Source organism: Wolbachia endosymbiont (group A) of Phasia obesa (assembly GCF_964028125.1).
Lineage (GTDB): Bacteria > Pseudomonadota > Alphaproteobacteria > Rickettsiales > Anaplasmataceae > Wolbachia > Wolbachia pipientis.
In genome coordinates this window covers 1,004,061-1,018,958 of sequence record NZ_OZ034764.1, presented here as the reverse complement: position 1 = coordinate 1,018,958, position 14,898 = coordinate 1,004,061, and the positions used below count along the sequence as shown (strand labels likewise).

Annotated in this window: 11 protein-coding genes and 3 pseudogenes; 8 read left to right on the top strand and 6 right to left on the bottom strand. The window is 35.3% G+C overall.

The window, feature by feature from the left end:
* The first annotated feature begins 113 nt into the window (after positions 1–113).
* The 5 genes and pseudogenes from ABWU29_RS05070 (at position 114) to ABWU29_RS05050 (ending at position 2,703) form a co-directional block, all read left to right on the top strand.
* Positions 114–1,392: pseudogene (locus ABWU29_RS05070) on the top strand (IS4 family transposase).
* Positions 1,393–1,471: 79 nt separating this feature from the next.
* Positions 1,472–1,615: pseudogene (locus ABWU29_RS05065) on the top strand (IS256 family transposase); the annotation flags it as partial.
* Positions 1,616–1,660: 45 nt separating this feature from the next.
* Positions 1,661–2,005: a transposase gene (locus tag ABWU29_RS05060; protein ID WP_353280162.1), complete on the top strand. Its 345-nt coding sequence runs from the start codon at positions 1,661–1,663 to the stop codon at positions 2,003–2,005.
* Positions 1,959–2,300 (top strand): IS3 family transposase, encoded by a 342-nt coding sequence (locus ABWU29_RS05055; RefSeq protein ID WP_095866567.1) that lies wholly within the window; start codon positions 1,959–1,961, stop codon positions 2,298–2,300. Before ABWU29_RS05060 ends, ABWU29_RS05055 begins: the two co-directional genes overlap by 47 nt.
* A 238-nt stretch (positions 2,301–2,538) precedes the next feature.
* Complete coding sequence (locus ABWU29_RS05050; RefSeq protein WP_081600771.1) at positions 2,539–2,703, top strand: IS3 family transposase; 165 nt, start codon at positions 2,539–2,541, stop codon at positions 2,701–2,703.
* Positions 2,704–2,785: 82 nt separating this feature from the next.
* Here ABWU29_RS05050 and ABWU29_RS05045 read toward each other — a convergent pair.
* From ABWU29_RS05045 to ABWU29_RS05020, 6 genes and pseudogenes are all read right to left on the bottom strand, one after another.
* Positions 2,786–3,192 (bottom strand): annotated as a pseudogene (locus tag ABWU29_RS05045) (IS630 transposase-related protein); the annotation flags it as partial.
* 185 nt (positions 3,193–3,377) lie between these two features.
* Complete coding sequence (locus tag ABWU29_RS05040; RefSeq protein WP_174516921.1) at positions 3,378–3,629, bottom strand: hypothetical protein; 252 nt, start codon at positions 3,627–3,629, stop codon at positions 3,378–3,380.
* A gap of 93 nt (positions 3,630–3,722) precedes the next feature.
* Positions 3,723–6,110 carry a DNA topoisomerase (ATP-hydrolyzing) subunit B gene (gene gyrB, locus ABWU29_RS05035; protein ID WP_141456810.1) on the bottom strand — a complete coding sequence of 796 codons (2,388 nt, stop codon included), beginning with the start codon at positions 6,108–6,110 and terminating at the stop codon, positions 3,723–3,725.
* Between the two features lie 216 nt (positions 6,111–6,326).
* Positions 6,327–6,935 carry an SCO family protein gene (locus ABWU29_RS05030; protein WP_015588836.1) on the bottom strand — a complete coding sequence of 203 codons (609 nt, stop codon included), beginning with the start codon at positions 6,933–6,935 and terminating at the stop codon, positions 6,327–6,329.
* A gap of 44 nt (positions 6,936–6,979) precedes the next feature.
* Entirely contained in the window at positions 6,980–7,675 is a 696-nt protein-coding gene (gene dnaQ / locus ABWU29_RS05025; protein ID WP_015588837.1) for a DNA polymerase III subunit epsilon, read from the bottom strand.
* Positions 7,676–7,692: 17 nt separating this feature from the next.
* A complete protein-coding gene (locus ABWU29_RS05020) occupies positions 7,693–8,343 on the bottom strand; it encodes a Tim44/TimA family putative adaptor protein (RefSeq protein ID WP_015588838.1) in 651 nt (216 codons plus the stop codon).
* A gap of 164 nt (positions 8,344–8,507) precedes the next feature.
* Between ABWU29_RS05020 and secB the strand changes: the two genes are divergently transcribed.
* The 3 genes from secB to putA all read left to right on the top strand — a co-directional run bounded on the left by secB (position 8,508) and on the right by putA (position 14,886).
* Positions 8,508–9,011 carry a protein-export chaperone SecB gene (secB, locus tag ABWU29_RS05015; protein WP_006279761.1) on the top strand — a complete coding sequence of 168 codons (504 nt, stop codon included), beginning with the start codon at positions 8,508–8,510 and terminating at the stop codon, positions 9,009–9,011.
* A gap of 14 nt (positions 9,012–9,025) precedes the next feature.
* Positions 9,026–11,611, top strand: a complete 2,586-nt coding sequence (acnA, locus tag ABWU29_RS05010) for an aconitate hydratase AcnA (protein WP_141456811.1) — start codon at positions 9,026–9,028, stop codon at positions 11,609–11,611.
* 134 nt (positions 11,612–11,745) lie between these two features.
* A complete protein-coding gene (putA, locus tag ABWU29_RS05005) occupies positions 11,746–14,886 on the top strand; it encodes a bifunctional proline dehydrogenase/L-glutamate gamma-semialdehyde dehydrogenase PutA (RefSeq protein WP_015588840.1) in 3,141 nt (1,046 codons plus the stop codon).
* Positions 14,887–14,898: the final 12 nt, after the last annotated feature.

Genomic DNA, 14,898 nt, shown 5'->3' with positions numbered 1-14,898 from the left:
TTCGTTGGGAATGTTCAAAAAAGCATATGCGTCAAGTTAAGGAAATAAAGGTATGAAAGAGATAGAATAATAAGGTATAAGTTCTCCCAGATATACTTTTAGTGAGAGAACCAATGAATAAAATAACTTGCTTATCAAAAAAGCTCAAAGAATTTTTTAATGAAAAAGCAGAGAAAATCTCAATTACAACAAGGTTTATAAAAAGAAAGAGAAAGCTAAAAGGTTCATCATACGTAAAAGCCATGGTCTTGGGTAATATAGGAGTTGATAATTGTAGCGTAGAAACAATGTGTCAATTACTAAACGAGGACTCGATAGATATAACAAAACAAGGTTTGGATTTTAGATTTACTGAAGAAGCAGTGGAATTTATGAAAAGGATGTATAATGAATCTGTGATTCTCTTTAAAAATATCTTGCAAGTTGATTGCAAAATCTTACAGCAATTTAATAGTGTTAAATTATTGGACAGTAGCTATATTACTCTACCTAACAGTATGGAAGAGATGTATAAAGGTTATGGTACTAGCTACAGTGGCTATGAAAGCAATACTAAGTCTGGAATAAAGTTACAATTAGTTTTCGATTACATGAATCAGATAATAGACCAACTTAATTTAACGGAGGGAATAAGATCAGACCAGGGATATAGGAAACATTTAAGTAATATATCAAGCAATGATTTGCTAATATCTGATCTCGGTTATTTTGTGCCAAGTTCTTTTAAACAAATCAATGAAATAGGAGCTTATTTCATAAGTCGTCGATACCAACGTATATGATGTAGAAACAAATCAAAAAATGGAGTTATTAGAATGTTTAGAGATTTTTAGAAAACGAGGTATTGTTAGGAAAAGAAGCAAAAATTAGAGTAAGAATTATATGTCAGAAACTAACTGAATATGGCCAGAAGAAGGAAAGCTAATAGATTAGCAAGATCGCAGGATCCTCTAAAAGAAATCAAAAATTGTTGAACTGGTATAACTAATGTTCCAGAAAATAAAATTAGTGCTGAGCAAGTATTAACGATTTACAGAGTAAGGTGGCAAATTATTTAAATTGTATAAAAGCCATATCAGGCTTGATAAGCTAAAAGGAAAGCCATGCAGAGTATTATGTGAACTATATGCTAAATTGTGCGCAATTCTTATATTTCACGGCATAGTTGGTTGCACAGAAGTGAAAAAGAATACAGAACTTAGCTTAACAAAGGCATTTATTGAGCTAAAAAGGCGGGTTAGAGAGTTATTTTTAGTATTAACCAAAATTAATAGTTTAAAAGCATTTCTTAAAAAACTCACTATAACTTGGTCGCGATTTTCATTAAAAGACAAACGTAGAAGGGCTAGAGTATCCACTTTAACCTCTCTAAATTTGCTCACAATCTCTTAACTTGACGCGTATGGTTCAAAAAAGTGTGTCAAACCGAAAAAAAAGTAATAAATTGATATAAAAAAATGGAGGTTTGACAATGAGTCAGAAAGTAGTAAACAGAACTACCGGTTTGGTAGATTACAAAGAACTGGAAGCAAATATACTGTCATCAATAAGGGAAGGCAGACCATTAACAGGAAGGGATGGAGCATTTGACCTTACCCAGAAAAAGTGGAGAGAAAAAAAAGAGTTTTTTCGGGTAAAATAAAATTTTGGAGGATTAGAAATGGTAAGAGAATATACGGCAGAATTCAAATTGGAAGCTGTTAAGCTGGCAAATGAACAAAGAAAGGTAGGTCAAACAGTTGCAAAAGTAGCAAGAGATCTAGGAATAAGGGATAGTGTATTAGGAAAATGGATGAAGAAATATAACGAAAAAAAGTCAGCGGCAAATGCATTTCCAGATGTAGCACCTTATGACAAAGAGAGATTTGATTTACAAAGCAAAAGTAACAAGAGAAAGAGACATTTTAAAAAAAGCCCTGGCCAGTCAAAAAGAGTAAAATATTTTTTCATAAAAGAGCATAGTAAACACTATAAAGTGCAGGAATTATGTAGGGTTTTCTGCTAGTGGCTACTATAAGTGGACTACAAGGAAAATAAGCAGTAGAGAATCAGCAAATAAAGAGTTATTAGCAGATATTCAAAAAATATATCAAGCTTCTAAATGTAGATATGGAGCTCCTAAAATTCATGCTGAATTAAAGGCTTTGGGTAAAAGTTGCAACTTAAAAACAGTGCAAAGTATTATGCAGAAAAATGGTATTCAGGCTATATTGAGAAGAAAATTTAAAATTAAGAAACAACAAACGGACAGTAGCTCCCAATATATTAGACCAAAACTTTATTGTCGATCAACCAAATAAAGTATGGGATTACTTATATAAAAACCAAAGAAGGATGGCTATATTTGGCAACAATAATCGATCTATATTCACGCATGGTAGTTAATGAGCAGTTCAATAAATAAACAATTGGTTATGGACTCTTTATTAATGGACGTTAACAAGCGTAAACCTGCCAAAAATCTACTATTACATAGTGATCAAGGTTCACAATATACTTCGCAAGGTTATCAATATCTCTTATCCATAAAAAACATAGATGAGTCATAAAGGTTGTTGTTACAACAATTCTGTTGTGGAAAGCTTCTTTAGCTCATTGAAAAGAGAAATACTTATTGATACTTCACAACACTCTGCTCAACAAACTAGAACTGCAATATTTGAATACATAGAAATTTTTTATAACAAACAACGTCACTATTAACTATTGCATTCCTGAGCATTTTGATTCATCATTCTCTTTGTGAAAAACATTCCAAACTTTCTCTCCACTTTTTCTGGGTAAGGTCAATATATACAAGATTATCACGATGTTTTGTCGCTATAACCCTTGCAAATTGAGCTCGCTTTTCTTCATTTCTTTCTTTATATCCGTAGGTCTTTTTTTCTTGTAAATCCAATATTTTTAAGTGCGCGGTGAATCATTTGTCGACTCCAGAGTTTGGCCATCTCTGACTGAGTCTTGCCACCATGGTTTTTTGCAAATTCGGTGAAGACATTCCAGTCGGTAATTTTATGCTACGCTTCCAGGCTTTTTTGACTGAAAATCTCCCGTTTCCTCACGCCTTTTCTGCCACTCATATAAAGTCGTTTTTCCAATTTTAAATCTCTTGGCAACAGTTGCTCTACTTTCTCCTTCATCCAATGCTTCCATTGCTTTTTTCCTTAAGTCGTAACTATACGCTGCTGGCATACAAACCCCTCTACCATAAATCCATTCTTACCTTATTTGGATTATTATGAGAAGAGCTATAACTCTATGGGAGGGAAGCAAAATCTGGGATTCGGCCTTAATGGCATTAGCGTCGCATCAGCTTCACCCTCCCTGTGAGGTATTTTAGCTCTAATGCCTCACATCATAAAGATACAAGTGTCAAGCTACTTGGATGACAGGGGAGGGAGGCACTGGGATGACAGGAGAAGGTAGTGGGAGACACCCTGACAACCGTCATCCCGCTGCTTGTTAGCGGGATCTAGAGATACCGCGAATGAATCGCGGCATGACGTAGGACTGCTTTCATTCCAGTGCTTGACACTGGAATCCAGCCTTTCTGCAATCTCATCGAAAACGTTGTAACCACTTTCTATGCTAGTTTGCTTGTGAGCAACCTGGATTCCAGTGTCAAGCACTGGAATGACACCGTTATAAAGGAACCAGTGTCAGCTACTTGAATGACACAGTCTTTGCTTAAACCCGTAACGTTCGTACATTTTGCTAAAAGTTCAAATATCAACATCATGCACGTTGAGTGCATTGCTATTAATAAAATCACGGCGTGGTTCAACTATATCACCCATTAGTATTGAAAATATGGAATCAGCTTCTTCACAATCTTTTATTTCAACCTTCAGTAAAGTTCTAGCCTCAGGATTTAACGTAGTATCCCATAGCTGATCAGCATTCATTTCACCAAGACCTTTAAATCTCTGCAGAGTTAAACCCTTTTTACCATAGTCCATTATTATTTTTGCAAGCGTACTTGGAGAAGTGATTCTTATTTCAGTTTCTTGTGACTTTAAAAATGAATCACCATTAAATAAATTACTTATACCATCAAGCAAACTTAATATGCTTTGCATATCTTTGCCTTCAAGCATACTAAGTGCAAATATATATTTGTCTGCCAATCCTTGAAACAATTTAGAGATGTGAATTTCTTTTTCTTCATCTTTTATTTCTACTTCCCAAGTGTATTCGCTGTACATTAATTTTAAATACTTTAATATCTCATCAGCCGATGATAGAGCATTCTTTTTGCTTAAAATTAGCAATGACTCTAGGAGATTTTGTGGTATTTCTCTATCATAATTTTTGCTAATATTAGAAATGCTAACGCATTTATTCAAAATAAGGCGCAAGTCGTTAAATTCTGTAGCTGTACCACTTAGTGTTAATCTTTTAACTGCTGAGTTTATTATATACTCTTCAAAAGTTTCGTCATCTTTAATATAAGTGTCTTTGGCATTCTTTGTAACTTTATAGAGGGGTGGCTGTGCTATGTATAAGTAACCTTTTTCAATAACTTCACGCATATGTCTAAAAAAGAAAGTTAGAATCAAAGTTCTTATATGTGAACCATCAACATCTGCATCTGTCATGATGATAATTTTATGATATCTAGCTTTTTCAATATCGAAGTGTTCACTCCCTATTCCAGCACCAATTGCAGTGATTAAAGAGCCTATTTCTGCAGATGAAAAAATACGATCTAAACTTACACGTTCTACGTTTAGAATTTTTCCTCTTAAGGCAAGCACTGCTTGTGTTTTACGATTACGCCCCTGCTTTGCAGTACCACCTGCTGAATTACCCTCTACTATAAATAATTCCGATAACTCAGGAGCTTTTTCCTGACAATCAGCAAGCTTTCCTGGCAGAGTTGCAATATCAATATTGTTTTTGCTTTTAACTAGCTCGCGCGCTTTTCTTGCAGCTTCTCTTCCTTTTGCTGACCTGATTGCTCTTTCTACTATGCTTGCTGCCAATTTGGGATCAGTTTCAAGGATTGTGCTCAATTTATCAGAAACTATACTTTCTACAACTGCACGTGCTTCAGAACTAACTAGTTTATCTTTTGTTTGTGAAGAAAACTTAGGATCAGGCATCTTAAGAGATAAAACACAAGTTAAACCTTCTCTAACGTCCTCTCCAGTTAAATTTACTTTTGCTTTCTTTAAAAACCCTTCATTAGTTGCATAGGTATTGATACATCTAGTTAGTGCAGATCTAAATCCTGCCAAATGCGTACCACCATCTCGTTGCCGTATATTATTAGTGAAACACAACATATTCTCATAGTAGGAATCATTCCATTCCATCGATATTTCCAAGCTGATGCCAAGATCGTCTGCATCTCCTTTCATACTGGCAATTTTAGTTACATGTGTCTTATTCTTATCTAAATACTGCACAAAATTTGCTGTACCAAAATTGTCTTTAGATTGATTGCTCTGATTGAAATGAGATTCTGTATATGGTTCATTGCGCAGATCACGTAAAGTAATGTCGATATTTGAATTTAAAAATGCTAATTCTCTTATACGACTTTCAAGCGTTGAGTAACTGAAATTAATGCCATTAAAAGTCTCTGTTGATGGCATGAACGTGACTTTAGTTCCTCTTTTGTTTGTATTTTCGTTGACTACCTTTAAAGGTTCAATAGACTCACCATCTTCAAAACGCATAAAGTGTTCTTTCTTATTGCGCCAAATAGTTAATTCCAACCAGCTTGATAATGCATTCACAACTGAGATTCCAACACCATGTAATCCCCCAGAAACTTTATAGGTATTACTGTCAAATTTACCACCAGCATGGAGTTGAGTCATTATTACCTCTGCTGCTGATATTCCTTCTTCTTCATGAATGTCAGTTGGAATGCCACGACCATTGTCGGTTACTGATACTGAACCATCTTTATTTATGCTAACTTCAATTTTATCACAATATCCAGCTAAAGATTCATCTATTGCGTTGTCAACAACCTCATATACCATGTGATGCAAGCCAGATCCATCGTCAGTGTCACCAATGTACATACCTGGACGTTTCCTTACAGCATCAAGACCCCTTAAGATTTTTATTGCATCGGCATTATAACTATTTTCCATGGTATTGCTTCATTTATGAATGTTAATTAATATTACATTCATATATGCTGATTAGCAACATTTTTAAACTGATAACCCATATTAAAAGCACAATTTTACGAATGTTTATTTTTGAAAACAGCAAATAGTGTCATTCCAATGTGTCTTCCCGATGGAGATTAAATTATAACGCTCATGCAGTTGCGTGTTCGACTAATTAACAGAAAAATCTATAATTCAGTTTACGTATTTTCTGATCTCAGCCAAAATCTTATCAGATTGACTTTCGTCTGAATTTAAATCAGCTGCAAAGTGTGTAACATATTTTCCTCCAGGGCCAATAAGGTACATTATTGAAGAATGGTTGATTTCTTCTTCTCCACCAACTTTGCTAGCATATACTTTATACTTTGCAATTACTTCGTCTATTTTTTCTCTTTCACCAGTTAACATTTGTATTCTGTGGTCAAATTGCTGCTGAAATTCTTTAAGTCTTTCCGTGCTATCGCGCTCAGGATCAACTGTGATAAAAAATGTTTGTAGCTTGTTGTTAGTTTTCTCATCTAACCTTGCAAGTGTTTCTGAAATTATCCCAAGGTTCATAGGGCAAATTCTTTTGCATGAGGAAAACCCAAAGAAAATCATCATGTATTTATCTTTAAAATCACTACTGCGCAGGATCTGTCCGTCCTGATTAATTAAAGAAAAATCTCCGCCTATCTTAACTTCTGCGTTGTGAATCGCTGCTGGGGCAAATATGCCTTTTTTAGTGAAATAACAATAACCTAAAAAAACAACTGCTAATGCTGCTAGCACATTAGATAACAATCTTATAAACCTTACCATTAGGGTGCTCTCAGTAAAATTAAATTGTATCTTTATTAGTTGACCTATTCAATATATTTATTCCAAAGTGTATTGTTAATTTTGTCTAACAGTTTCTTATGTTCATCAATTTCTTCACTATTTGGTGAATGTTCTCTGGGAGTTAGATTACGCACTTTATGCTGAACGAATGTAGAGTTACTGTCCTGATTGCATTGATTATCAAACAGAAAGGTTTGTAACCCTCCTGTAAGTTCAACATATACCTTTGCAAGCAATTGAGCATCAACTAGTGCTCCGTGCAATTCTCTATTCTCTAGCGATATATCAAAACGCTTACATAATGCATTCAAAGAAGCAGGTGATCCTGCGAATTTTTTCCTCGCAAGAGGTAATGTATCTAGCACTCTATCTGAGGAAATTAACCCAGCATTCAGCTTGCTTAGCTCCATGTTAAGGAACTTAACATCGAATTCAGCGTTGTGAATTACCAAAATATCATTAGATATAAAGTCAAGAAATTCAAGTGCAACATTTGAAAATAATGGTTTATCTTCTAAAAATTCTTCACTAATACCGTGAATCTTAAACGAGTGATAAGGTATATCTCTTTCTGGGTTAAGGTACCGATGGAATACTTTACCTGTTGGAATGCGGTTAATTAATTCCACACACCCTATTTCAATAATTCGATGACCAGATTCAGTGTCAAGACCTGTCGTTTCAGTGTCAAGTACTATTTCGCGTAGCTTGCTTTCCATTTCAAAAAAAACTCATCTTACTTGTCATTTGTCTTATCGTTACTTGTCTTTTTATAGTGAATAGAAACAAGCAACCAGCTTGGGTCTGATGAATTAACATTTTTTTTGAATTGCCATACATCCTCAACTTTATTAATGGTGGATGTACTACCTGATATGATATCCCCTTTATTATTCTTAACGAAGTTAATTTGCTCTGAAAGGAAATATACTGCAATAAACACTGCGTTTTTTACTAGCTTTATTTCTAAAATCTTTTGTGAAACAATAGAAACAATTATAGACTCGTGCACCTCTTTACGATGTTTAATCTTCTCTGCAAAATTATCATATAAGTCTTTATCGAGAAGTGGTTTTAACTGAGACAAATTTCCTTGATTGAAACATTTTATTATTAATTCAAAAGCTATGCTTGAACCTTCTATAAAGTGGGAAATAGAAAAATCTTTGTTTTTTTTTAATATTTGTTTATAAGTAAATTTTATTGAATTTTCATCATTGCTATCAATGTAACCCTCAATGTTTTCTACTACATCTTCTCTACTTCGGCTTACATCCAATACATTAGTTAGCTTTTTTAGGTTGAGGTTGGCTGACCTTCCTAAAGAATTATACAAACGTGAAAAAATGAACGCCGCTAATAAAGCATATATTACAAGCTCTATCATAGTAACTCAACTCCTTGGCATATAAAGTATCCGAACATTATTAATTATTAATGAAAATATGTTTTTCATATCAACTTATAATCAGGTTTGCTATTCGTTTGTAAATGAATATATTATATAAGAAAGTATTAAATATCTCAACTTAATTAAAGGAGACGTAAGAAATGCCACAACAAAAAATGAGAATTCACGGTCAATATGTTAAAGATCTATCATTTGAGAATCCGAATTCGCCATTCCTTTCTTCTAGTAAAGCTCCAGATATTAATGTAATGGTTAATATCAATTCAGCAAAATTAGAAGGGACGAAAAACAAAGAAGAAGTGAATGAAGAAAAATCTTTTCATGAAATTACTTTGCATATAGAAGTCAAAGCAACGGTAAAAGATGAAGGCATAAAAGATGGTGTAGCTTTCATTTGTGAGACGAAATATTGTGGCATTTTTTCAATAGAAAATTTAAAAGAGTTGAGTGAGGAAGAGGTAAGACAAGCTTTGTTTATTGGCGGACCTACTTTTCTTTTCCCTTTTGCAAGAGAAATAATTGCAAGAGTTACAAGTAGTGGTGGATTTCCCCCACTGATGCTAGATCCTATAGATTTTGAAACTATGTATGAGCAGCAAGGTCAACAACAAAAAAGTAACGGTAGTAATTCCAATTTTAACTAATATAGTGTGATAGGATGAACAATTCTTTAAACGCAAAAACGACTTTAAACATTGACGGGAAGTCATACAACTATTTTAGCCTAAGTAGTGCTAGTGAATTTTTAGGGACAGATGTAACTAAATTGCCCTGCTCACTTAAGGTGCTGCTTGAAAATTTATTGCGTAATGAAGATGGAGTAAACGTAAAGCTGGATGACATAAGAGTACTAGCAGACTGCGTTAATAAACACACTAATCACGAAATTAGCTATAAACCAGCAAGGGTGTTGATGCAAGATTTTACAGGGGTTCCTGCTGTTGTTGATTTAGCTTCAATGCGGAGTTATGTCAAGAAAAATGGAGGAAGCCCGAGCAACATAAATCCTTCTGTACCGGTTGATCTTGTGATTGACCATTCTGTTCAAGTAGATAGTTATGGAAGTGTTTCCGCATTCAGTAAGAATGTTGAGTTAGAAGTAAAAAGAAATTTGGAGAGATATCAATTTTTAAAGTGGGGAGAATCGTCCTTCACAAATTTTAGAGTAGTGCCGCCTGGCACAGGGATTTGCCACCAAGTGAATCTTGAATATTTAGCGCAAGTTGTGTGTAATAATGATGGAGTCATATATCCTGATACTTTAGTTGGTACTGACAGCCATACTACAATGATTAACGGGTTATCAGTCCTTGGTTGGGGTGTTGGAGGCATAGAAGCTGAGTCTGTGATGCTTGGTCAACCAATTAGTATGGTGATTCCAGAAGTAGTTGGATTTAAATTAATTGGCAGATTGTCGGAAGGAGTAACTGCGACCGATTTAGTGCTGACGGTTACCAATATCCTAAGAACAAAAGGCGTTGTTGGTAAGTTTGTAGAATTTTATGGTGATGGTTTAGATTATTTATCTTTGGCAGATAGAGCCACTATAGCAAACATGGCCCCGGAGTATGGCGCAACTTGTGGATTTTTTCCAATTGATCAAAAAACGCTAGATTATTTAAGCTTAACCGGAAGGCCAGAAAAGCTGATTAAGCTAGTTGAGGCTTATGCGAAAGAGCAAGGACTGTGGCGTAGCAATAATGAGTTAGCATTTTTTGACACACTAGAACTTGATTTATCAAGCGTGAAGCCAGTAATGGCTGGTCCCAAAAGACCACAAGATAAAGTTTTTCTTTCACAAGTGGCAGAGTCTTTTTCTAAATCATTTTCAGTTAATGAGTCAAAGGAAAACGATAAACTCCAAGATGGAAGTGTAGTTATTGCAGCAATAACAAGCTGCACTAATACCTCAAATCCAAGTGTGATGATTGCTGCAGGTCTTGTAGCTCGTAATGCAATTAAACTTGGATTAAAATCAAAGCCTTGGGTTAAAACTTCTCTTGCTCCAGGGTCACAAGTTGTAACAGAATATTTAGAAAAGTCTGGATTGCAGGTAGATCTAAATGCTCTGGGCTTTAATTTAGTTGGATATGGTTGCACAACTTGCATTGGGAATTCTGGTCCACTTAATAAAGATATAGAAGATGGCATTAAAAACAAAAACTTAACCGTTGCTGCAGTTTTATCTGGTAATCGTAACTTTGAAGGAAGAATTCATCCGTTAGTCAAAGCTAATTACTTGGCATCTCCGCCACTTGTTGTTGCATATGCACTTGCTGGTACTGTGCAAATTGATCTGACAAAAGATTCAATATGCAAAGATAAGAATGGAAATGATGTCTATCTCAAAGATATATGGCCAACAAACAATGAAATCGAAGATTGTGTTAAAAGTGTGGTAACACGTGAGATGTTCATACAAAAGTATAAGGATGTTTTTTCTGGTGATGAACATTGGCGAAAGATAAAGTGTGAAAAAAGTGAAATCTATAATTGGGATGCAAATAGCACTTACATACAAAATCCGCCCTATTTTGATAATTTATCACCTAAAAATAATAAAATCGATATAAAAGGTGCACAAATATTGGCAATGTTTGGCGATAGCGTAACCACTGACCACATTTCCCCTGCTGGAAATATTGCCTCAAGTAGTCCTGCAGGTATATATTTAAAAAATCTTGGAATTGAGCCACAGGACTTTAATTCGTATGGGTCTCGTCGTGGTAACCACAATGTAATGATGCGTGGGACTTTTGCTAACATTAGAATAAAAAATGAAATGGTAAGCATCGAAGGCGGCTATACAAAATATATTCCTTCTCAAGAAACTATGTCGATTTTTGATGCAGCAATGCGCTACAAGGAAGCTCTCATCATTGTGGCAGGAAAGGAGTATGGCACAGGTTCAAGTAGGGATTGGGCAGCAAAGGGTACTTTATTGTTGGGGGTTAAAGTTGTCATTGCAGAAAGCTTTGAGCGTATACATAGGTCCAACTTGGTCGGCATGGGTGTTCTTCCACTTATATTCCAAAATGGAATAACCAGAAAGATATTTGATGGTAGCGAGGTAATAAGCATAAAAGGTGAAATAGTGCCAGGTGGAAATCTAGAATGCATCATCAAAAGAAAGGATAATTCAAAGCAATCAATTCAACTCAAATGCTGTGTACAAACCGCAACTGAGACTAAATACTTGATGTGTGGTGGAGTGTTGAGCTACATACTTGCACAATCTTTTTGATTTAGTGAAGTTATTGCATGGACTTCTTTTAGCCAGCCCTGATCCCTTTGTAAATAGCAATTTGCTCTGCGCAAAGTTATGATATAATTTCACCATACATATGGTGTCGGAGTATTTTTTGGAGATAATTATATATGATAAGCTCTATACAAGAACCTAACGAATTGAGAAAACGTTTACAAGGATTTTATCGTACTGATGAAAAGAGTTATATACGTTATCTTGTAGAAAAAGCAGAGCTTTCGGCTGATTCAAAAAATAGAATTTATAATATTGCAAAACAAGTTATTGAAAAAATCAAACACAATAAATTAAGTATTGTAGATTCCTTTATGCAGCAATACTCGCTTTCCAATGATGAAGGAATAGCATTGATGTGCCTTGCTGAATCGCTACTTAGAATACCAGATGATTATACAATAGACGAGCTAATCAAAGATAAAATTGCCAATCAAGAATGGAGTAAATATTTAGGATATTCTTCTTCATTGTTCGTCAATGCTTCCACGTGGAGTTTAATGATAGGTAGCAGTATATTGAGAGACAATGAAGGCGATTCGAAGTTCTATTACGCAATTTCTAAGTTACTTAAGAATTTAGGAGAACCGATCATTCGCAAAGCAGTAAAACAAGCAATGTCTATGCTTGGTAATCATTTTGTTGTTGGAGAAACCATAGAAGAAGCTTTAAGGTACGCAAAACTAGATGACAATAGTAAGTTTTTATACTCTTTTGATATGCTTGGTGAAGCTGCTCACACAGCTGAGGATGCAGAAGAGTATTTTAATTCATATATGCATTCAATAAAAGCTATAGGTGAATCCACTGAAATAAATGATTGTTTTAAATCCCATGGAATTTCAATCAAACTTTCTGCTTTACACCCATGTTATGAATTCAGCCAATTTGACCGAATTGCTGGTGAGATATTCACTAAGGTTTTAGAGCTCTGCCGCGAGGCAAAAAAATACAACATTTCATTATGCATAGATGCAGAAGAATCAGAAAGGCTTGAAATTTCCTTAATCTTGTTTGAACAATTACGGCTTGATGAATCACTTTCTGAGTGGGAAGGGCTTGGCTTGGCTGTGCAAGCATATCAAAAGAGCGCTTTATCTGTTCTTGACTTTGTTGAAGATGTTGCTATCCGATCAAAGCACAAAATTATGTTGAGGCTTGTAAAAGGTGCATATTGGGATTCAGAAATCAAGCGTACGCAAGAATTGGGATTAAATGATTACTCAGTATTTACAAGAAAAAGCTATACTGACGTATCTTACCTCGTGTGCGCACAGAAACTTTTGAGTAAACCAAACAGCTTTTACCCATGCTTTGGAACTCATAACGTCTATACTTTTGCTTCTATCATGGAACTTGCTGATAAAAACCACCCTGGATTTGAATTTCAACGCTTACATGGAATGGCAAAAGACTTATATGATTATGCAATGTCAGAGCTTGCAACAAATGTTAGCTGTCGTGTCTACGCACCCGTTGGGGAACATAGTGACTTGTTGCCTTATCTTATAAGACGTCTTCTTGAAAATGGAGCTAATAGTTCGTTTGTTAATCAAATAAGTGATCCTAACGTTAAAATCGATGAGTTAATTTCAGATCCACTGGAAAAAGCTATAAATTTTAATTATGAGCCTCATCCAGGCATTCCATTACCACAAGATATTTTGGGACCAGAAAGAAAAAATTCTTTGGGAATGGATATTAGTGATTCTGTGATAGTCTCACAATTTGCAGATGATATAAAGGGTTTTAGTGAAAAAAAGTGGCAAGTTGGACCAATAATTGATGGAAAAGCACTATTTGATAGTGCTGAATTTATCGAAGTAGTGAATCCTGCACATTTAGAAAATGTAATTGGAGAAGTGTCAAATACAACAAGTGTTCAAGCTTTAAACGCTCTTGAAATAGCACATAATGCTTTTACTGAATGGCAGAATGTTTCAGCAGTAGAGCGCGCTAAATGCCTTGAAAAAGCTGCAGATTTGCTTGAAGAAAGGATGAAAGAGTTGATTTACATTCTGATCGTAGAAGCAGGAAAAATTTTATCTGATGCAATAGCGGAAGTAAGAGAGGCAGTGGATTTCTTACGTTACTACGCAACGATAGCAAAAAATGAACTGAGCGACTGGAGAAAATTGCCAGGGCCAACAGGTGAAGATAACTTCATCTTTTTTGAAGGCAGAGGAGTTTTCTTATGCATATCACCGTGGAATTTTCCGCTCGCTATCTTCATTGGGCAGGTTTCAGCTGCACTTGCAGCAGGTAATGCAGTGCTGGCAAAACCGGCAGAGCAAACGCCGATTATTGCCTATGAAGCTGTTAAGATACTACATGAAGCTGGGATATCAAAAAATGTGTTGCACCTCATTCCTGGGGATGGTGGATATTTAGGCAAAATATTAGTTCCAGACAATAGAATTTCCGGTGTAGCTTTTACTGGTTCAACACAAACCGCTCAAATAATTAATAGAATGCTTGCAAATAGGGATGGTCCTATTGTGCCATTTATTGCTGAAACTGGCGGATTAAATGCTATGATTGTTGATAGCTCTGCTCTCTTAGAGCAAGTGACTACGGATGTTTTGCTTTCTGCGTTTCGCAGCGCTGGCCAACGCTGTTCTGCGCTTAGAGTGCTGTTTATTCAAGAGGACATAGCAGAGAAGCAGATAAAAATGATATGCGGTGCAGCGCAAGAACTCAAGATTGGTGACCCAATACAACTTAGTACTGATATTGGTCCAATAATTGATAAAGCATCTATCGATATGCTCACTCAACATACGCAAAAAATGTCAGAGGATAAAGATTCAAATCTGTTATTTAAAGTACCCATGGATACAAATTCTCATAATGGTTATTTCTTTCCTCCATATATTTATGAGATACAAAAAATTTCGCAATTAAAGCAAGAAGTATTTGGTCCTATTTTACATATCATACGTTTTAACAAGTCACAATTAAATGAAGTTATAAGTGATATAAATAGTACTGGATATGGGCTTACGTTTTCTTTGCAGAGTCGTATACAAAGTCAAATTGACACTATAAGTAAAAAAATATCAGTTGGAAATGTCTACATCAACCGTAACCAGATAGGTGCAGCAGTTGGGATACAACCATTTGGTGGTAGAGGACTATCTGGCACTGGGCCAAAAGCTGGTGGTCCTCATTATTTACAGCGTTTTTCTACAGAAAAAGTTGTAAGTGTTAACACTACAGCATTTGGTGGTAACACTACACTTATGTGTTTGGATTAATTTGCGGGCCCT

Excerpts from the sequence above, each read along its gene's own strand:
- ABWU29_RS05030 (WP_015588836.1), bottom strand. The coding sequence starts at position 6,935 with ATGGTAAGGTTTATAAGATTGTTATCTAATGTGCTAGCAGCATTAGCA.
- dnaQ (WP_015588837.1), bottom strand. The coding sequence starts at position 7,675 with ATGGAAAGCAAGCTACGCGAAATAGTACTTGACACTGAAACGACAGGT.
- gyrB (WP_141456810.1), bottom strand. The coding sequence starts at position 6,110 with ATGGAAAATAGTTATAATGCCGATGCAATAAAAATCTTAAGGGGTCTT.
- ABWU29_RS05060 (WP_353280162.1), top strand. The coding sequence starts at position 1,661 with ATGGTAAGAGAATATACGGCAGAATTCAAATTGGAAGCTGTTAAGCTG.
- secB (WP_006279761.1), top strand. The coding sequence starts at position 8,508 with ATGCCACAACAAAAAATGAGAATTCACGGTCAATATGTTAAAGATCTA.
- ABWU29_RS05050 (WP_081600771.1), top strand. The coding sequence starts at position 2,539 with ATGAGTCATAAAGGTTGTTGTTACAACAATTCTGTTGTGGAAAGCTTC.
- acnA (WP_141456811.1), top strand. The coding sequence starts at position 9,026 with ATGAACAATTCTTTAAACGCAAAAACGACTTTAAACATTGACGGGAAG.
- ABWU29_RS05020 (WP_015588838.1), bottom strand. The coding sequence starts at position 8,343 with ATGATAGAGCTTGTAATATATGCTTTATTAGCGGCGTTCATTTTTTCA.
- putA (WP_015588840.1), top strand. The coding sequence starts at position 11,746 with ATGATAAGCTCTATACAAGAACCTAACGAATTGAGAAAACGTTTACAA.